The sequence below is a fragment of the Nocardioides sp. P4_G10 genome (assembly GCF_056401175.1).
Genome location: NZ_JBFUJV010000001.1, coordinates 66,573 through 84,044 on the forward strand (window position 1 = coordinate 66,573; position 17,472 = coordinate 84,044).

General features: G+C 73.1%; 15 protein-coding genes. 3 read left to right on the plus strand and 12 right to left on the minus strand.

Features of this window, described 5'->3' with window-relative positions; genetic code table 11:
• Nucleotide 1: 1 nt before the first annotated feature.
• The 6 genes from AC1DP1_RS00335 to AC1DP1_RS00360 all read right to left on the minus strand — a co-directional run bounded on the left by AC1DP1_RS00335 (nucleotide 2) and on the right by AC1DP1_RS00360 (nucleotide 6,355).
• A complete protein-coding gene (locus AC1DP1_RS00335; RefSeq protein ID WP_477505142.1) occupies nucleotides 2-763 on the minus strand; it encodes a GNAT family N-acetyltransferase in 762 nt (253 codons plus the stop codon).
• On the minus strand, nucleotides 760-1,983 hold the full coding sequence (locus tag AC1DP1_RS00340) for a kynureninase (protein ID WP_477505143.1): 1,224 nt from the start codon (nucleotides 1,981-1,983) through the stop codon (nucleotides 760-762). Before AC1DP1_RS00340 ends, AC1DP1_RS00335 begins: the two co-directional genes overlap by 4 nt.
• A 49-nt stretch (nucleotides 1,984-2,032) precedes the next feature.
• On the minus strand, nucleotides 2,033-3,724 hold the full coding sequence (gene ilvD / locus AC1DP1_RS00345) for a dihydroxy-acid dehydratase (protein WP_477505144.1): 1,692 nt from the start codon (nucleotides 3,722-3,724) through the stop codon (nucleotides 2,033-2,035).
• A 64-nt stretch (nucleotides 3,725-3,788) separates the two neighbouring features.
• Nucleotides 3,789-4,436, minus strand: a complete 648-nt coding sequence (locus tag AC1DP1_RS00350) for a helix-turn-helix transcriptional regulator (RefSeq protein ID WP_477505145.1) — start codon at nucleotides 4,434-4,436, stop codon at nucleotides 3,789-3,791.
• A 316-nt stretch (nucleotides 4,437-4,752) separates the two neighbouring features.
• A complete protein-coding gene (locus AC1DP1_RS00355; RefSeq protein WP_477505146.1) occupies nucleotides 4,753-5,211 on the minus strand; it encodes an SRPBCC family protein in 459 nt (152 codons plus the stop codon).
• Between the two features lie 43 nt (nucleotides 5,212-5,254).
• The gene (locus AC1DP1_RS00360; RefSeq protein WP_477505147.1) at nucleotides 5,255-6,355 is read right to left on the minus strand and encodes a WD40/YVTN/BNR-like repeat-containing protein; all 1,101 of its coding nucleotides are present in this window, start codon (nucleotides 6,353-6,355) and stop codon (nucleotides 5,255-5,257) included.
• Nucleotides 6,356-6,418: 63 nt separating this feature from the next.
• Here AC1DP1_RS00360 and AC1DP1_RS00365 point away from each other — a divergent pair, with 63 nt between their 5' ends.
• The 3 genes from AC1DP1_RS00365 to AC1DP1_RS00375 are packed head-to-tail and all read left to right on the plus strand — an operon-like array spanning nucleotide 6,419 to nucleotide 9,076.
• On the plus strand, nucleotides 6,419-6,982 hold the full coding sequence (locus AC1DP1_RS00365) for a PadR family transcriptional regulator (protein ID WP_477505148.1): 564 nt from the start codon (nucleotides 6,419-6,421) through the stop codon (nucleotides 6,980-6,982).
• Nucleotides 6,983-6,995: 13 nt separating this feature from the next.
• Nucleotides 6,996-7,907 (plus strand): EamA family transporter, encoded by a 912-nt coding sequence (locus AC1DP1_RS00370; RefSeq protein ID WP_477505149.1) that lies wholly within the window; start codon nucleotides 6,996-6,998, stop codon nucleotides 7,905-7,907.
• A complete protein-coding gene (locus tag AC1DP1_RS00375; RefSeq protein WP_477505150.1) occupies nucleotides 7,904-9,076 on the plus strand; it encodes a PQQ-dependent sugar dehydrogenase in 1,173 nt (390 codons plus the stop codon). Before AC1DP1_RS00370 ends, AC1DP1_RS00375 begins: the two co-directional genes overlap by 4 nt.
• Before the next feature lie 27 nt (nucleotides 9,077-9,103).
• Here AC1DP1_RS00375 and AC1DP1_RS00380 read toward each other — a convergent pair whose 3' ends face one another.
• The 6 genes from AC1DP1_RS00380 to AC1DP1_RS00405 form a co-directional block, all read right to left on the minus strand.
• Nucleotides 9,104-9,928, minus strand: coding sequence for an ECF transporter S component (locus AC1DP1_RS00380; RefSeq protein WP_300046040.1), 825 nt, complete (start codon nucleotides 9,926-9,928; stop codon nucleotides 9,104-9,106).
• Nucleotides 9,925-11,541: an ABC transporter ATP-binding protein gene (locus AC1DP1_RS00385; RefSeq protein ID WP_477505151.1), complete on the minus strand. Its 1,617-nt coding sequence runs from the start codon at nucleotides 11,539-11,541 to the stop codon at nucleotides 9,925-9,927. The genes AC1DP1_RS00380 and AC1DP1_RS00385 overlap by 4 nt, the downstream gene beginning before the upstream one ends.
• The gene (locus tag AC1DP1_RS00390) at nucleotides 11,538-12,638 is read right to left on the minus strand and encodes an energy-coupling factor transporter transmembrane component T (RefSeq protein WP_477505152.1); all 1,101 of its coding nucleotides are present in this window, start codon (nucleotides 12,636-12,638) and stop codon (nucleotides 11,538-11,540) included. The genes AC1DP1_RS00385 and AC1DP1_RS00390 overlap by 4 nt, the downstream gene beginning before the upstream one ends.
• A gap of 5 nt (nucleotides 12,639-12,643) precedes the next feature.
• Nucleotides 12,644-13,795 (minus strand): hypothetical protein, encoded by a 1,152-nt coding sequence (locus tag AC1DP1_RS00395; protein ID WP_477505153.1) that lies wholly within the window; start codon nucleotides 13,793-13,795, stop codon nucleotides 12,644-12,646.
• Nucleotides 13,792-15,669, minus strand: coding sequence for a hypothetical protein (locus tag AC1DP1_RS00400; protein WP_477505154.1), 1,878 nt, complete (start codon nucleotides 15,667-15,669; stop codon nucleotides 13,792-13,794). The genes AC1DP1_RS00395 and AC1DP1_RS00400 overlap by 4 nt, the downstream gene beginning before the upstream one ends.
• Before the next feature lie 333 nt (nucleotides 15,670-16,002).
• Nucleotides 16,003-17,412 (minus strand): prenyltransferase/squalene oxidase repeat-containing protein, encoded by a 1,410-nt coding sequence (locus tag AC1DP1_RS00405; protein ID WP_457185160.1) that lies wholly within the window; start codon nucleotides 17,410-17,412, stop codon nucleotides 16,003-16,005.
• Nucleotides 17,413-17,472 lie beyond the last annotated feature (60 nt).

The window sequence follows — 17,472 nt, forward strand, 5'->3', positions numbered from 1 at the left end:
CTCAGGCCTCCTGCTGGTCGGGTCGCGGGGCCCGGGCGGCCAGGCGCGTGCGCTGGCGGCCCATGTCGTCGAAGTTGTCGTCGTCGAGCCACGCGTCGAGCGCTGTGCGCACGCGCGGCCACTCGCCGTCGGTGATCGAGAACCAGTCGGTGTCGCGGTTGCGGCCCTTGTAGACGAGGGCGTTGCGGAACCGGCCCTCCCAGATGAAGCCGAGCCGGAGCGCAGCGCGACGCGACGGCGCGTTGAGGCTGTCGCACTTCCACTCGTAACGGCGGTACCCGAGGTCGTCGAAGACGTGACGCATCAGGAGAGCCTGCAGCTCGGTGGCAGCGCGGCTGCGCTGGAGCTGGCGACCGAAAGCGATCGCTCCCACCTCGATCGAGCCCATCTGCGGGTCGATGCGCATCAGCCCRCAGAAGCCGGCCGCCCGGCCGGTCTCGGTCGGGACGATCGCGACGAACACCCGCTCGTCGTCGGTCGCGAGCTGCTCGACGAGCGCGGCCATCTGCTCGCGGTCGCGCGGGCGCTCCCAGGCGAGGTACGTCCAGAGCGGGTCGTCGTCCTCGCGGCACAGCGCCGCGAACAGGTCGTCAGCGTGCTGGGCGCCGATCGGTTCGAGGCGGACACCCTGGCCCTCGAGGACCACGTCCTTGGCCGGTGCGGTCGCACCCGTCCACTCGACCGGACGGCCCAGCGGCTGCCCGTGGTCGTTGGTCGACCGGGTCCGCGTCGCCGACAGCCGCACCCCCACCGGCCCGGTCATCGCAGGGCCTCGGCCACGGCGGCGATGCCGCGCTCGACCTCGTCGAACGATGTCGACAGCGGGGAGAGCCCCAGCCGCAGGCCGCCGGGGTCGCGGTAGTCCGGGATCACGTCCCGCTCCCACAGGCGCGCGGTGACCTCGCGCATCCGGTCGTGGTGGAGCGTCACGTGGCCGCCCCGCAGGGCCGGGTCGCGCGGCGAGGCGAGGGTGACGTCGGGCAGCGTCGCGTCGGCGAGCTCGACGGCGTACGACGTCAGTGCGACGGACTTGGCGCGGATCGCCTCGATGCCCGCCTCCTCGACGAGCGCGAGCATGTCCTGCATGGCGACCATGCCGAGGATCGGCGGGGTCCCGGAGATGAACCTCCGCATGCCCGGAGCGGGCGTGTAGCCCGGTCCCATCAGGAACGGGTCGGCGTGGCCCATCCAGCCCTGGATCGGCTGGGTGAGCTGGTCCTGCAGGCGCGCGTTGACGTAGCCGAAGGCCGGGGAGCCGGGGCCGCCGTTGAGGTACTTGTAGGTGCAGCCGACGGCGAGGTCGGCGTCCCACTCGTCGAGGGCAATGGGCACCGAGCCCGCGGAGTGGCACAGGTCCCAGAGGACCAGGGCGCCGGCGTCGTGGCTGATCCGGGTGAGCTCCGGGGCGTCGGCGAGCCAGGCCGAGCGGTACGCAACGTGGTTGAGCACGACGAGGGCGGTGTGCTCGCCGACCGCGTCGCGGAGCTGGTCGGCGGTGACGCCCTCGGAGGTGTCGACCTCGATCCACCGCAGCGTCAGCCCGCGCTCGGCGGCGATGCCCTCGGCGACGTACCGGTCGGTGGGGAAGTTGTCGGTGTCGATGACGATCTCGGTGCGGCCGGGATCCGTGCGCACGGCGTGGTCGACGGCGGCGCGCATCAGCTTGTAGAGCCACACCGTGGTCGAGTCGCCGATGGCCGTCTGGCCCGCCGCGGCGGCGCCGAGGCAGACACGCGCCAGGTCGTCGCCGAGCGTGGTCGGCAGGTCCATCCACTGCTCGTCCCACCCGCGGATGAGGCGGCCGCCCCAGTCCTGCTCGACGAACGCGCCGAGCCGGCCGGCCGTCGCGGCGACGGGGCGGCCGAGGGAGTTGCCGTCGAAGTAGACGAGGTCGCTCGCGGCCCCGACGAACCGGTCGCGGAAACGGGCAAGGGGGTCGGCGGCGTCGCGCTCGGCTGCGCCCAGCTGGATCGGAGTGCTCACCACGGCAACCTATCCGCCGCCCGGACCCTCCAGTGGGCCCGGCCGTACGTCAGTAGCAGACCGCTCCGTGGGCGGCGCTCTGGACGACCTTGCGGTACTTCCCGAGCACGCCGCGGGTGTACTTCGGCGGCAGCGGCTCCCAGCCCTCGGCGCGCGCGGCCAGCTCGGCCTCGTCGACGTGCACGTCGAGGGTCATGTTGGCCACGTCGAGGGTGATCTGGTCGCCGTCGCGGAGGAACGCGATGGGGCCGCCGTCGCTCGCCTCGGGGGCGATGTGGCCCACGCAGAGACCGGTGGTGCCGCCGGAGAAGCGGCCGTCGGTGATCAGCAGGACGTCCTTGCCGAGGCCGGCGCCCTTGATCGCCCCGGTGATGGCGAGCATCTCGCGCATCCCCGGCCCGCCCTTCGGGCCCTCGTAGCGGATGACGACGACGTCGCCGGCGGTGATGGCTCCCTCGCCCAGGGCGTCGAGCGCCTTGCGCTCGCCGTCGAAGACCCGGGCGGTGCCGGTGAAGGTGGAGTCGTCGAAGCCGGCGCTCTTGACCACGGCCCCCTCCGGCGCGAGCGTGCCCTTGAGGATGGTGAGTCCGCCGGTGGCGTGGATCGGCCGGTCGAGCTGGCGCAGGATCTCGCCGTCGAGCGGCTTGGGGTCGAGCTCCGCGAGGTTCTCGGCCATCGTCTTGCCCGTGCAGGTCAGCACGTCACCGTGCAGGTGGCCTGCGTCCAGCAGGGCGCGCAGCAGCACCGGGATGCCGCCGACGCGGTCGAAGTCGGTCCACACGAAGCGACCGAACGGCTTCATGTCGGCCAGGTGCGGCACGGTGCGACCGATGCGCGTGAAGTCGTCGAGGGTCAGGTCGACCTCCGCCTCGCGGGCGATGGCCAGCAGGTGGAGGACGGCGTTGGTGGAGCCACCGAGCGCCATCGCCATCGCGATCGCGTTCTCGAAGGCGGGGCGGGTCATGATCTGGCGGGCGGTGATGCCCTGGCGGAGCATGTTGACGACCGCCTCGCCCGACTTGTGCGCGAAGCCGTCGCGGCGGCGGTCGACCGCCGGCGGGCTCGAGCTGCCGGGCAGGGACATGCCGAGTGCCTCGGCGACGCTGGCCATCGTGTTGGCGGTGTAGGCCCCACCGCAGGCGCCCTCACCCGGACAGATCGCACGCTCGATCTCGTCGACCTTCTCGCGGGTGATCTTGCCGGCCAGGCAGGCACCGACAGCCTCGAAGGCGTCGATGATCGTGACGTCCTTGCCGTCGACCTGCCCGGGCATGATCGTGCCGGCGTAGAGGAAGACGCTGGCCAGGTCGAGCCGCGCGGCGGCCATGAGCATCCCGGGCAGCGACTTGTCGCACCCGGCGAGGAGCACCGAACCGTCGAGGCGCTCGGCCATCATCACGGTCTCGACCGAGTCGGCGATGACCTCGCGGCTGACGAGCGAGAAGTGCATGCCCTCGTGACCCATCGAGATGCCGTCGGAGACCGAGATGGTGCCGAACTCCAGGGGGAAGCCACCGCCCGCGTGCACGCCGTTCTTCACGGCCTTGGCTAGCCGGTCGAGGGACAGGTTGCAGGGGGTGATCTCGTTCCAGCTCGACGCGACGCCGATCTGGGGCTTCTCCCAGTCGTCGTCGCCCATGCCGACCGCACGCAGCATCCCCCGTGCCGCAGCCTTCTCGAGCCCGTCGGTGACGTCGCGGCTGCGGGGCTTGATGTCGGGTCCGTCGGCTGCATGGGTCATGGCTGCAGGCTAGTCGGCGCGCCCGTCGCCGCTTCGCGGTGTCTCATCCCGGTCGCCTGGTCCGTCAGGCCGCTCGCCGCGGTCTCCACGCCTCCCGTCGCTCGTCCAGGAAGCGCACCTCGGCGGCGAGCTGGTGCGACGCCGGGTGGTCGTCCGGCGTGCCGTGCAGCTCCCGCTCGATCCGCTTCCGGAACCGCGAGACGTGGTAGCGCACCGCCGGGTCCCCCAGCCGCCTGGACCGGTCGCGCCAGGTGAACGCCTCGACGGACGTCATCGCCCGCAACCTCCGCGGGACCCACCACCCGGTGGCTCGCAGGTCGACGTGCGCCGGGAACCGGCTGCCACCGTAGGTCCGCGCCCCGTCAGCACGCATCGGCCCGACCTCACTCCCGTCCTCGTCGTGGACGGTGACCCGCAGCCGGGCGAGCCGCAGCATCCGCTGGACCACGGCCACCCGCGGACTCGTACGCCCGGTCTCCCACCGCGCCACCACCGACTGCGAGACCTCCAGGATCGCGGCCAGCCCACGCTGGGACACGTCCAGGATCCGCCTGATCCGGCGGACCATGCCCGGCGTGCCGCCGCCGAACGGACCCATGAACCAGTAGTCCCGCTCGGCCTGCGTCCAGTTCGCCAAGCAGTCCCAGGTCGACCGGTCGACCTCCGCCGTACCGTCCTGCTGGTCCTCGTCCTCGCGACTCACCAGATCCATGGCCCCGCCTCTCGTACCGGCACCCGCGGTCGGGCACCTCGTACTCCCAGCACACCCACCGGCACCCACAGCGGTCGGCCCTCGTCCACAGCCGTGGCCCAGGACCCCGTCATGAGGTCGTCTGTGGACGATTCGTGGCCCCCATCCGACCGGCCCGGCGAGGCCGGTCCCGCCCGGCTCCTTGGTTCGCCGGCTCCTCCCGCCCTGACTTGTCGGTGAGTCGCTCAGAGACTCACGGGCAACTGCCGGCGGCAGCAGAGCCCGGACAGGCCGCCAGGACTTGAGTCGCTGACAGACTCACCGGCAAAGGGGTGGGTCAGGCGCCGCGCTCCGCCTGGGTCTTGAGGTCGGCGAGGCCGCGGTCGAAGTCCTTGCCGATCGCCTTGTCGAAGAAGAGCTTGCCGCCCACCGACATGATCGCGCTGCGGGTGCCGGTCATCGTCCAGGTGACGTCGGTGGCGTCGCCGACGGGGGCGAGGTCGAAGCGGGTGACGTTGGTGGCCTTGAAGGGCTTGAGGAAGACCAGGTCGACGACGACCGACGTCGGGGTGGACTCGGTGATGGCCATCTCGCCCTCGCCGGCCTTCTTGTTGCCTGCCCAGTGGTACGCCGACCCGACGCCGTGGTCGGGGCCGGAGTACTTCCGGTCCAGGTCGGGGTCCACGCCCTCCCAGGGCGACCACTTCTGCCACTCGCGGAAGTCGTCCAGCAGCGCATGGATGCGGTCCGGGGACGCGTGGACGCGGGTGCTTCGCGACAGGGAGAAGTCGGCCATGGCGTGAGGCTAGACCTCGGCCGGCGCGTTCGTCAGGGTCGTGTCAGATCCGCGCGGCACGGACCACGAGCACGTCCGGCAGGTCCTTGTGGATCTCCTCCCACGACGCCCCCTCGTCGGGCGAGGCCCAGACGCCGCCGTTGCGGCCGCCGAAGTAGAGACCGGGCTGGTCGTGGTCGTCGGCGCAGAGGGCGTCGCGCATGACGGCGGTGTAGTAGCCGTCGGGCAGGATCCCCTCCCCCAGCGGCTCCCAGGACGAGCCGGCGTCGGTGGTGCGATAGACCCGCGCCTTCCCGTCGACCGGCCAGCGGGCCTCGGCGCCCGTGATCGGGAAGTTGTACGCCGTGTCCGCGCGGTGCGGGTGGGCCACCATGGCGAAGCCGAACTCGGTCGGCAGCCCCGGGGCGATGTCCTGCCAGGACGCGCCGCCGTCGTCGGAGCGGTAGACGCCGCCGTGGTTCTGCAGGTAGAGCCGCTCGGGATCGGCGGCGTCCCGGGCGACCTTGTGCACGCACTGGCCGAACTCCGGGTAGTTGCGCTCGCCGGGGAAGAACTCCGCCTTCACCCCGGTGTTCGACGCCTTCCACGACGTGCCGCCATCCTCGGTGACGTACACCCCGCCCGTGGACAGCGCCGCGAGGACGCGCGAGGGGTCGGAGGGGTGGGGCAGGATCGTGTGGAAGGCCTGCCCGCCGAAGCCCTCGTTCCACTCCGGTCGGTGCGGGTGGTCCCAGAGCCCGCGGACGAGCGAGAACGTCTCGCCCCGGTCCTCCGAGCGGAAGACCGCGCCCGGCTCGGTGCCAGCCCAGACGACGCCGTCACCGCCGTCGGCAGAGGTGCCGGGCTGCAGCTGCCACACCCGGGCCAACGTCGTGTCCGTGTCCTCGGGGAAGCGAGCGGCGCCGTTGGGCGTCTCGTCCCACGTCGCGCCGAGGTCGTCGGAGCGCCACACCTGGGGGCCGAGCCAGCTCGACGAGGCGCCCGCGAGCAGGCGGGTCGTGCTGCCGCGGGTGTCGACCATGACGGAGTAGACCTCCTCCATCGGGAAGTGCGGCCCGGTCCAGTCCCACGAGGTGCGGGACTCGTCCGAGGTCCCGAGCCACATGCCCTTGCGGGTTCCGACCATGAGCAGGGTGCGCGACATCGGGGCCTCCGCGACGGCGAGTTGGGTGACTATTCCGATTAGGAACACTACTCTCGGAGGGCGATGAGTCAAGACGTCCCGGTGACGGGCTACGCGATCCTCGGCCTCCTCACCTTCGGCGACGAGCTGACGGGGTACGAGATCAAGCAGCGCGCCGACGTCACGCTCCGCTTCTACTGGGTCTCCCCCGCGATGAGCCAGATCTACACCGAGCTGCGCCGCCTCACCGGGCTCGGCCTCGTGCGGGCGGACGCGCGTCCGGACGACGGCCGCGAGGTGACGACGTACGCCATCACCGACGCGGGCCAGCAGGCGCTCCGGGACTGGATGGACCAGACGCCCGCCGGGTTCCCGGTCCTCAAGCACACCGTGCTGCTGCGGCTGCTGATCGGCCACGCGAGCGAGCCCCAGCAGACCCGACGCATGCTGGAGGACTACCTCGACGAGCTGGAGCGGGCCACGACCGACCTCGCCGAGGTGCGGGAGGCGCTGCGCGGCGCGGACCGGCCGGGCGAGCCGTTCCGGTTCCCGTCACTGGTCGCCGACTGGGGGCTCGACTACTTCGCCGCCGAGGGACGCCACGCCCGCCGTGCGCTGGACAGCCTCGAGGACGGCGCACCGGGCTGAATAGGCTTGCCCGGTGACCCAGCGACCGAGCCCGACCCTGCTCGGACCGGTGGGCCTGGTGATGGTCGGGATCCTGTCGGTCCAGCTCGGCGCGGCCATCGCCAAGGGGCTGTTCGGCGAGATCTCCCCCACCGCGATGGTGTGGCTGCGCCTGGTGACCAGCGCGCTCGTGCTCGCCGCCGTCGCCCGACCGAGGTTCACCGGCCGGACGCAGCGCGACTGGCTGGTGGTGCTCGGCTTCGGCGCCAGCCTCGCGACGATGAACTGGGCGATCTACCAGTCCTTCTCCCGCATCCCGCTCGGCATCGCCGTGACGATCGAGTTCATCGGCCCGCTGTCCCTGGCGCTCCTCGGCTCGCGCCGCGCCCGCGACCTGGTGTGGGTGCTGCTGGCCGCGGTCGGGGTCGCCCTCCTCGGCTTCCAGCGGACCGGGCTCGACCTCGTCGGTGTCGCGTTCGCCCTGCTCGCGGGCGCCGCGTGGGCGGCGTACATCCTGCTCAGCGCGAGCACCGGGCGGCGGTGGGCGGGCTTCGACGGTCTCGCCGTGGCGAGCATCATCGCCGCGGTCGCGATGACCGTGCCCGCGCTGCTGAGCGCGGGTACGTCGCTGTGGGACGGCCGCGTGCTGCTGATCGGTGCGCTCGTCGGGCTGCTCAGCTCGGTCATCCCCTACAGCTGCGAGCTGGTCGCGCTGCGCAGCCTGCGACCCGCGGTGTTCGGCATCCTGATGAGCCTCGAGCCGGCCGCCGCGGCGCTGGCCGCGATCGTGGTGCTGCAGGAGCACCTGTCCCCCCACCAGTGGCTGGCCATCGGGTGCGTCGTCGCCGCGTCGATCGGCGCGACCCGCTCGGGAGCGAACCCGAGCGAGCCACGGGGCCGTCACGACGACGACCATTCGGCGGCCCACGGCACACTGGCCACATGACCGGGGGCGACAGGACATCCAAGGTCGCCCTCGCGGCGCTGGCGCTCGCGCTCGGCGCCGCGGCCGGTGGCTGCTCGGGCACCGACGCAGAGCCGATCCCGCGCGTCACCCAGCCCACCGACCTGCCGAGCCAGCCGACCCCCACCGACACCCCGACCGAGAGCGAGTCCGGGCCCGGGACGCCGTCCGGCTCCCCCGGCGGCCCGCCCGAGGTGGTCGACACGCTCGTCGAGGGACTCGAGGTGCCGTGGGGCGTGGACTTCCTCCCGGACGGCGACGCCGTGGTCACCGAGCGGATCTCCGGGCGCGTGGACCGCGTCGGGACGGCCGGCGAGGTGACGCCGCTCGGCACGGTCGCGGGCGCCGTGCCCCAGGGCGAGGCCGGCCTCCTCGGCGTCGCCGTGTCCCCGGACTTCGAGACCGACCGGACGCTGTTCCTCTACCTGACCACCGACACGGACAACCGGGTCGTCAGTGCAGAGCTCGACGGCTCTCGGCTCGGACGTACGACGGTCGTCCTCGACGGCATCCCGGCCGGCTTCATCCACGACGGCGGGCGCATCGCCTTCGGCCCCGACGGCCACCTCTACGTCACGACCGGCGAGACCGGCAACCCCGACCTGGCCCAGGACCCGCAGAGCCTGGCCGGGAAGATCCTCCGCATCACGCCCGACGGCGACCCCGCCCCCGGCAACCCGGACCCCGACTCTCCGGTGTGGTCGCTCGGCCACCGCAACGTCCAGGGCCTGGCGTGGGACGACGAGGGGCGCCTGTGGGCCTCGGAGTTCGGCGACTCGGAGTGGGACGAGCTCAACCTGGTCGAGAAGGGCGGCAACTACGGCTGGCCGGAGGTCGAGGGTGTCGGCGGCGATGCGTCGTACATCGATCCGCAGGTGGTGTGGCCGGTCGACCAGGCCTCGCCGAGTGGGTTGGCCTTCGCCGACGGCCACCTGTGGATGGCGGGCCTGCGCGGCCAGCGCCTGTGGCGCATCGCGGTCTCCGCCGACGGGAAGGCGTCGAAGCCGCGGGCGTTCTTCGGTGAGGAGTACGGGCGGCTGCGCACCGTGGCCGTCGCACCCGACGGGCTGCTCTGGCTGACGACCTCCAACCGTGACGGGCGCGGCGAGCCCACACCGGACGACGACCGGATCATCCGCATCCAGCCCTGACCGGGGCGGGTGGCGATGCCCGTGGCGTCAGCCGGGGCGTACGACGGCGCGACGGGCCGCCCGGCGCAGCGTGGTGAGGATCGCCGGGCCGAGCACGGCGATCGCGATGCCGGTGGTGATCGCGCGCCCGGTGTCCCAGCCGCCGGTCGAGGTCAGCAGCGTGTAGACGAGGAACCGGTGGGCGTTCTCCAGCACCGGCGCCCCGGCGACGTAGGCCAGCGCGCCCTCGTGGCCGGGAACCACGATGCCGAGGGTGAACGGCCAGAAGCTGAGGTTCATCAGCATGCCGTAGAGGTAGGACGCGACCACCGCGTAGACGATCAGCATCACGATCTCGGCGCGGCCGCTCACCCGTCGCGGCAGCAGGCCCGCGCCCATGCCGACCCAGGCCGCGCAGATCATCTGGAACGGCAGCCACGGCCCGACGCCCGCGGTCAGCAGCGCGGAGGCGAACAACGACGTACAGCCGAGGACGAAGCCGAAGCCGGCTCCGAACACGCGACCACCCAGCACGAGGAGGAAGAACACCAGCTCGATGCCGGCCGTCCCGGCGCCGAGCCCGCGCATCACCGCGTTGATCGCGGAGAGGACCCCGAGGACGGCGAGCACGCGTGAGTCCATGCCGCCCTCGCCCATCTCGGCGAGGACGACGACCATCACGAGCGGGAGCAGCGCGAGGAACATGAACGGCGGCTCGACCCGGTCCCCGGGCTGGGCCACCAGCAGCAGCGGCCAGCACAGCATCATCAGGCCGACGACGGAGGCGAGGACCAGCACCGCGGCGGTCCGCGGCCCGATCGGCAGGGCGACCTCCGGCTGGGTCGTGGAACGAGTGCGTTCGAGGATGCTCATGCGTGTCCCGCCCCTGCCCGCGCCAGCGCCGCCGCGACCTCCTCGACGACCAGCCACGGCGGTCCGAGGACCTTGGTGACCTGGGGGGCGAACGACGGCGACTCGGCGAGCACCCGTCGTGGCGTGCCGTGCGACACGATCTCTCCCTCGGCCATCACGACGACCTCGTCGGCGACGTGGGCGGCGAACTCGACGTCGTGCGTGGCCAGGAGGACGGCGTGGTCGTCAGCGGCGAGGTCGGCGACGATGCGCGCGAGCTCCGCCTTGCCGGCGTAGTCCAGGCCGCGGGTCGGTTCGTCGAGCAGCACGACCGGCGGGCGGGCCGTGAGGACAATGGACAGCGCCAGCGCGAGCCGCTGCCCCTCGGACAGGTCGCGCGGGTGGATGGCGTCGTCGACGCCGGGGGCGAGCCGGTCGAGCAGGCCGCGGCAGGTCCCGGGCTCGGCGTCGGCGCCGGTGTCGGCGGCTGCGCACTCGTCGGTGACGGTCTCGAGGTAGAGCAGGTCGGCGGCGGTCTGCGGCACCAGCCCGACGTGCGTACGACGCTCGGCGGGGGCGAGGTCGGCCGGGTCGTCGCCGGCCACGTTGATCGTCCCCGACCGCCTCCTGCCCGAGCCCTGCAGCGCCCAGATCAGGCTGGACTTGCCCGAGCCGTTGCGGCCCATCAGGACCGTGACCCGGCCCGGGGAGAGCGTGAGGTCGAGCTGGCGGACGGCGACGTGCGAGCCGTGCACCACCGTCACGCCCCGCGCGACCAACAGCGGGTCGCTCGCCGGTGGCGACTGCGGCTCGGGCGGGGCCATCTCGGGCAGGGAGCGCGCCTGCCGCCGTGCGTCGCGCACGGTCAGGGGCAGCGGGTCCCAGGCGGCGAGGCGGCCGAGCTCGACGAGCGGCGGCACGACCGGCGAGTCGACGAGGATCCCGCGGGGCTCGTCGACCCGGATGCCGCCTTCGCCGGTGACGAGGCAGATCCGGTCGGCGAACGGGACCACGCGCTCGAGCCGGTGCTCGGCCAGGAGGACCGTCAGGCCGAGGTCGTGGACCAGGCGCGTGATGGTCGCGAGGACCTCCTCGGCCGCCGTCGGGTCGAGGGCGGAGGTGGGCTCGTCGAGGACCAGGACGCGGGGGTGGGTGGTCAGCACCGCCCCGATGGCGACGCGCTGCTGCTGGCCGCCAGAGAGGGTGCGCAGGTCGCGGGCGCGCAGGTCGGCGATGCCCAGCAGGTCCAGCGTCTCCTCGACCCGGCGGCGCATGGTCTCCGGAGCGGTGCCGAGCTGCTCCATGCCGTAGGCGAGCTCCTCCTCGACCGTGTCGGCGACGAACCCGGCGAGCGGGTCCTGGCCGACGTACCCGACGAGGTGCGCCCGCTCGCGCGGCGGCTGGTCGACGATGCTGCGCCCGTCGAGCAGGACGTCGCCGGTGAGGACCCCGCCGGTGAAGCGCGGCACGAGGCCGGTGACGAGGCCGAGGAGCGTGGACTTGCCGACGCCTGTCCGGCCGGAGACGAGGACCAGCTCGCCCTCCTCGAGGGAGAGGTCGACGCGGTCCAGCACCTGGTGCCGGGCGTAGCGGAAGCCGATGTCGCGCAGCTCGATCACGCCGTGGCCGTTCATGCGGTCACCTCGCGTCGTACGGGGGCAGTGGCGGGGACGGGGGTCGCGACGGCGGGCAGGGCGCCGAGCACGCCGAGCGCGAGGGCGAGCGGCGACAGGTACGGGACGACGGTCACGCCGGGGTAGGCGACGAGGAGCTGCGTGTGGCTGACGTAGTAGCCCAGCACCGCGACGGCGATGCCGATACCGACCGTGAACAGCTCGGCCCCGCGCCACGGGTCGGGCCGGTAGCGGGTGCGCTGAACACGCCGTCCGGCGCTGATCAGTCCGACGACCGCGACCGCGACGCCCGCGCCGAGCATGGGCAGCGCGAGGACCTGCGGGGCCGTCGGGTCGAGCCAGGCGTACGTCCCGACGCAGATGCCCGTGAGGGCGAGGAGCAGCAGCGACCCGGTCATCCACCGCGCGCGGACGGTCGCACCGCCGGAACGGCCGTAGCCCCGGGTGTCCATGCCGGCCGCCAGGGACAGCGAGCGCTCGAGCGCGTCCTCGAGGACCGGCACCAGGAAGCGCTGGAGCCGTCCGACGCCGGAGGTGGCGCCGCCGCGCAGGGCCTGGGCGGCCCGGACCCGGCGGGCGCTGTCCGCGAGCTGCGGGAAGATCGTCACCGCGACGACGAGGGCCGTGCCGATCTCGTAGAGCGCCGGCGGCACGGAGGCGAGCACGCGCTTGGGGTTGGCCAGCGAGTTGGCGGCGCCCACGCAGATGATGATCGCGGCGAGCCGGAGCCCGTCGTACAAGCCGGCCAGCAGCGCCTCGCTCGTCACCGGACCGAGCAACCGGATCCCGGCTGCCCAGTCCGGCAGCGGGATCTCGGGCAGGTCGAGGAGCACGTGGCCGATCTCCTGGCCCCCGAAGATGAGCCGGAAGACCACCCGCATCACCACGGTGAACACCGCCAGGAGCACGTAGAGCCGGAACGACCGGCCGAAGGGATGACCGGACCGACGCGCCATCACCACCACCGTCGCCGACCCCATGATGAGGAGCAGCAGCAACGGGTTGGTGGTGAACGATGCCGCCGTGGCCAGCCCGATCGCCCAGGCCCACCAGGCGAGCGGATGCAGGTCACGCGGCAGGGCCGCCGGTCCGGTCACGCGCGTCAGACCCCCCGTCTACGACGCGCGACGACCGCGCTCCCCGCGATGGCGACCACGAGAAGCCCGAGCACGCCCCAGGTGACGGCGGCCGGCACGCGGGCGGGACTGTCCGCCTGCGGGTCGGTCGCCTCGGAGGACGCGTTCGTCACTGAGTCTCCTGGAGACTCAGAGGCGGAAGCGGAAGCGTCGTCCCCGGCGCTGGACGGTGAGTCGCTGGGAGACTCATCGTCGTCGGAGCCCTTCGCGGACCCCTTGCCGGAGCCCTTGCCGGACCCCTTGTCGCCGGTCGCGCCGGCCCCTCCCGGGCCTGCGCTGCGCTGTGAGTCTCCTGGAGACTCACTGGCCATCGGCGACTCGGAGGGCGTCCCGGACGCGGACGGCGAGGACGTCGACGAAGGGCTGGACGACGGGCTCGACGACGGGCTGGAGCCCGAGCCGCCGGACCCGCCCGAGCCGCCGGACGGCGAGGGCGAGCTGCTGGGCTGGGACCCGCCGCTCGACCCTGAGCCCGAGCCCGAGCCGGAGCCGCCGCCAGAGCCGCCGCCGGAGCCGCCGCCGGAGCCGCCGCCGGAGCCACCGCCCGGGCTGGGCGAGGAGGTCGGCGACGAGGTCTGCGACGGGGAGGACGTGGGTGACGGCGTGGGCGTCGAGGTGGGGGTCGACGTCTTGGTCACGGGCGGCGCGACACCCGGCGGGACGCTCGACCCGGCCGCGCGGTCCTGCTGCCACGACCAGGCGACCGAGCCGCCGGCCGGGACGGTGAGCGAGCCGACGCCGTAGGACGAGTACGTCCAGGACGCCTTGGAGCCGTCGGCCCACCACAGGCCCCAGTAGGCGTTGGACGGCGAGGTGTTCACGCACGGGTCGCTGGCGGGGACGCCGTTGACACGGCACACGAACCCGGGCTGGCGGGTCGCGTAGGTGATGTCGACCCCGACGGAGGCGAAGACCGCCGCGGCGCTCTTGCCGCCGCCGTCGGCCGAGCAGGCGGTGACGGTGCCGCCGCCGAGCTCGCGGTAGTCGACCACGACGCTGACGCCGCCCGAGGTCGCGCACGTGGCGGCGCTCGCCGCGGTGGCCGACCCGAGGACGAGCCCCGGGGCGGCCACCAGCAGGAGAGCGGTGAGCACACGGCGCACGGCGTACGTCGTCATCGCAGCGTCACGCTCGTGGAGCCGGAGCGCAGCGCGGGGAACTGGCCCACGGCGCGCACGCGCACCTTGGCCCGGCCGTCCGGCAGGGCGACGCGGGTGAGGAACCGGCCCTTGGCGTTGGCGCGCCCCTTGGCGAGCGTCCGTCCGGACACGATCACCTTCACCTTCTCGCGGGCGGCGAGACGGCGGACCAGCACGCGGGTGCGGGGACCGTCGCTGGGGAGCGTGGAGACCTTGAGCGTGCGCTTGCCGAGCACGCGGGCCTCGACGCCGACCTGGCCGTCGGAGCCGACGAGCACGTAGGCCGCGGTCGTCGTGGCCTTCGGGAGGGTGACCGAGCGGGTCAGCACACCGTCCGACGCCGCCACGACCGTGGTGTCCGCGAGGCCGGGGCCGCGGAGCACGAAGCGTGCGCCGGGGGCGGCGCCGACGACCTCGAGGGCCACCTTGCTGCCGGCCTTGCGGAAGCCCGCGGGGCCGGTGAGGCGGACCCCGGCGACCGAGCCGCGGGCGGAGTCGGGCTGGGATGCAGGCTGCACGTCGACGCGGTGCGTGGTCGCGCCGTCGCGGCCGGTGAGGGTGTACGTCGCCGCGCCGGACGCAGCCGGGAGGACGACCTTGCTCGTCAGCGTGCGGTCGGAGCCGACGACGACGGTGCGGCTGCCCTGGATGCCGGGGCCGGTGAGGCAGAACCGGTCACCCACGGCGCCACCGGTCGCGGTGAGGGTCGCGGTGCTGCCGGGCGCGGTGCCGGACGAGGTCACGGTGAGCGCCTTGGCGGAGCCGCGGGCGTGCGTCAGGCCGGCGACGGCCTGGACGGTCGCGCGCCACCACTGGTCACGGCCTGCACCGATGCCGCTGGCGGCGGCGCTGTCCATCGCGCCCTTGTCGTAGGCGAGGGCACCCTCCTCGCCGGCGAGCGGCGAGCTGGCGGGCTGAGGACCGACCTGCAGCGAGGTGACCCACTCGGCTGCGCGGCCGGCCTGCTCGCAGGTCCCGGCCGCCGCGAGCGCGCTCGCGGCGAGCCCGGTGCTGTTGGTGTTGGGGTCGGGCGTGAAGGTGCTGCCGACGAACGAGCCGTCGGCCTTCTGCGTGGCCGCGAGCCAGGCGACCGCCTTGGTGATCGCGGCGTCCACGGCTGCAGTGCGCGGCGACGTGGCCGCCAGCTGGTTGACGACGAACGCCGTGGTGTCGGTGTCGGTGGGGTCGGTGCCCTCGACGCACGACTGCCCGGCCGCTGCCGCGTCGGTGGTGAAGAAGACCCGGAAGTAGCCCGACGAGCACTGCTGCTTCAGCATGAAGTCCGTCGCTGCGGCGGCCTTGGCGGAGCCGGCCACCGACAGGCCGCGCACGGCCAGGGCCTGGCCGAAGCTGTTGGCGTAGTCGCCGTAGGCGGAGAGGTCGGCGAGACGACCGGCGCTGGGACCGCTGGCGGTCACCCGCGCCTCGGTCTCCGCGACGAGGTCGAGCCCACCGTAGGTCCGGGGGTCGGCGCCGGAGACCTGGGCGAAGACGAGCGACTTGGCCAGCGAGCCCGAGTAGCGCTCCCCGGCCGACGGGGCGGCGTACTCCGCGATCCGCGTGGAGAGCGCCGAGCGGATCTGGCGGACCATGGCCTGGTCGCCTCCGACCTCGTCCATGCTGAGCCCGATGTCCATCGTCATGCCGAGGTCGTCGAAGTCGTAGGTGTCGTTGTGGATGACGCCGTTGGTGAGCTGGGTGGCGAGCCACCCGGTGCCGGCGCGAGCGGCGCTCGTGGCCGGGACGTCCGTCGCGGCCTGGGCCGCGGGAGCGAGCAGGGGTTGCGCCAGCGCGGTGGCGGCGACCGTGAGAGCGAGACCCGACAGGGCGGTCCTCGACGCGGAGATCTTCATGTTTCCTTCCCTCGCTGCGACAACGAGGGAGGCGGAATGCACCGGCTCGCCCCGTTGCATTCCTCGACAACGATGGTGATCAAGACGCGTCGAGGTGGGTCTTCCGGCTCGCACGGGATCGCTCCCGTGCCCACGGTTGCGGGTCAGCGCCGGTTTCGGACCGGCTTTCCCCAGCTCGGGCGTGTGTGGTGCCGGCCCGGGCGGGCGCGGCTTGCGAAGCGTAACCCCCGTCGATCCCCGCACGCACCTCGGCCCGGCGCCACGAGATGAGCTCCGTGGGCGCCGGGCCGAGGGGGTGGTGCTGGTGGTGCGTGGAAAGCAGTCAGCTACGCGTCAGTTGCGCACGCGGAGCGACGTACGGGCCTCGTCGTCCGAGGTCTTCACCAGGGCGACGCGGCGCTGGTTGCCCGTGGGCAGCTGCAGCTTGCGGACGATCTTGTCGCCCGTCTTCTTGCCCTTCACGCGGACGAAGTCGCCCTTGACCTGCAGGCACGCGCTCTCGCTCGGCGCGAGGCCGAACACGCGGAACTGCACGCGCTCGCCGGCACGGGCCTGCTTGCGCACCGACACGATGCGGAGCTGGTCCTTGCTCGCCGGGGCGAACTGCAGCCCGAGGATCGCCTGCGAGGTGGCGCGGCGCCACTCGTCACGGGCGTCGGCCGGGATGCCGCTGGTCTTGGCACCGGTCGCCCGGTCCTTGCGGTAGGCGACGGCACCCGTGTCCTTGGTCAGCGCGGTGCGGCACTTGTACTTGTCGACCGGCTGGTTCTTGCGGATCCACAGCGCCGCCTTCTGGGCCGCGTTGCGGTTCTTCAGCAGACCCAGGGCGTAGCCGCCGAGCGCCGTGGTGTTGGTGTTGATCTTGCTGACCGGCGCGGCGGCGCGGAACGCGCCGCTCCCCCGCTGCCGGTCGGCCAGCCAGGTGCCGGCCTTGGCCAGGGCACCCACGACGGCCGGGCTCTTGTCGCCCGACTCGACCAGGTTGATGACCGCGAGCGCGGTGGCGTCCGGGTCGGCCGCGCTGCCGGCGACGCCCTCGGTGCACGACTGGTTGGGCACGTCGGCCTTGTCGAAGTCGGCGCGGAAGTAGCCCGACGCACACTGCTGCTTGAGCAGGAAGTCGCGTGCGGCACCGGCCTCGCTGGAGTTCGCGAGCGTCAGCGCGCGCACGGCGTAGGACTGGCCGACCACGTTGGCGTAGTTGCCGTACTCGGACTTGTCGAAGATGCGCCCCGCGAACGCGGCCGCCTGCGGCTCCTTGGTCGGGTCCGCCGGCACGTTGGCGGTGCGCTCCTCGAGCCGGGTGATCAGGTTGATCCCGCCGTAGCTCGTCGGGTTCTTCTTGGCGACGCGGGAGAACGCGGCGGCCTTGGCCAGCGGGCCGGCGTAGGACTCCTTGGTCCCGTCGCCGACGTACTCGGCGATGCGCGGCTCGAGGGAGTTGTTGATCGCCGTGACGGTCCCGCTCTGGCTGGCGACGGTGGTGAGCGCCATCCCGGTGTCGATGGTGAGGCCGAAGTCCGGCCCCGAGGAGCCGACCATGAGGCCGTCCCGGAGCTCTCCGGCGATCCACTCTGCGGCGATGGTGGAGGGGGTGCTGTCGGTGTTGACCGCGGCCTTGGCGGAGCGCAGCGCGGACGAGGGATCGGCCGACGCGGGCGGAGCGGCGAGTACGCCGACCCCCAGTGCTGCGGTCGACAGGGCGACCAGAGCCGTGCGGACAGGTCGAATGCGATGGTGCATGACTTCCTTCCCGCTCGCCGAGGTCGTCACGGCCGCATGCCGCGGCCGACCACTCCCCCG

What these genes read in the sequence shown, in the direction of transcription:
- AC1DP1_RS00395 (WP_477505153.1), bottom strand. Translation starts at nt 13,795, where the DNA reads ATGACGACGTACGCCGTGCGCCGTGTGCTCACCGCTCTCCTGCTGGTG.
- AC1DP1_RS00365 (WP_477505148.1), top strand. Translation starts at nt 6,419, where the DNA reads ATGAGTCAAGACGTCCCGGTGACGGGCTACGCGATCCTCGGCCTCCTC.
- AC1DP1_RS00385 (WP_477505151.1), bottom strand. Translation starts at nt 11,541, where the DNA reads ATGAACGGCCACGGCGTGATCGAGCTGCGCGACATCGGCTTCCGCTAC.
- AC1DP1_RS00350 (WP_477505145.1), bottom strand. Translation starts at nt 4,436, where the DNA reads ATGGATCTGGTGAGTCGCGAGGACGAGGACCAGCAGGACGGTACGGCG.
- AC1DP1_RS00380 (WP_300046040.1), bottom strand. Translation starts at nt 9,928, where the DNA reads ATGAGCATCCTCGAACGCACTCGTTCCACGACCCAGCCGGAGGTCGCC.
- AC1DP1_RS00360 (WP_477505147.1), bottom strand. Translation starts at nt 6,355, where the DNA reads ATGTCGCGCACCCTGCTCATGGTCGGAACCCGCAAGGGCATGTGGCTC.
- AC1DP1_RS00375 (WP_477505150.1), top strand. Translation starts at nt 7,904, where the DNA reads ATGACCGGGGGCGACAGGACATCCAAGGTCGCCCTCGCGGCGCTGGCG.
- AC1DP1_RS00400 (WP_477505154.1), bottom strand. Translation starts at nt 15,669, where the DNA reads ATGAAGATCTCCGCGTCGAGGACCGCCCTGTCGGGTCTCGCTCTCACG.
- AC1DP1_RS00355 (WP_477505146.1), bottom strand. Translation starts at nt 5,211, where the DNA reads ATGGCCGACTTCTCCCTGTCGCGAAGCACCCGCGTCCACGCGTCCCCG.
- ilvD (WP_477505144.1), bottom strand. Translation starts at nt 3,724, where the DNA reads ATGACCCATGCAGCCGACGGACCCGACATCAAGCCCCGCAGCCGCGAC.
- AC1DP1_RS00405 (WP_457185160.1), bottom strand. Translation starts at nt 17,412, where the DNA reads ATGCACCATCGCATTCGACCTGTCCGCACGGCTCTGGTCGCCCTGTCG.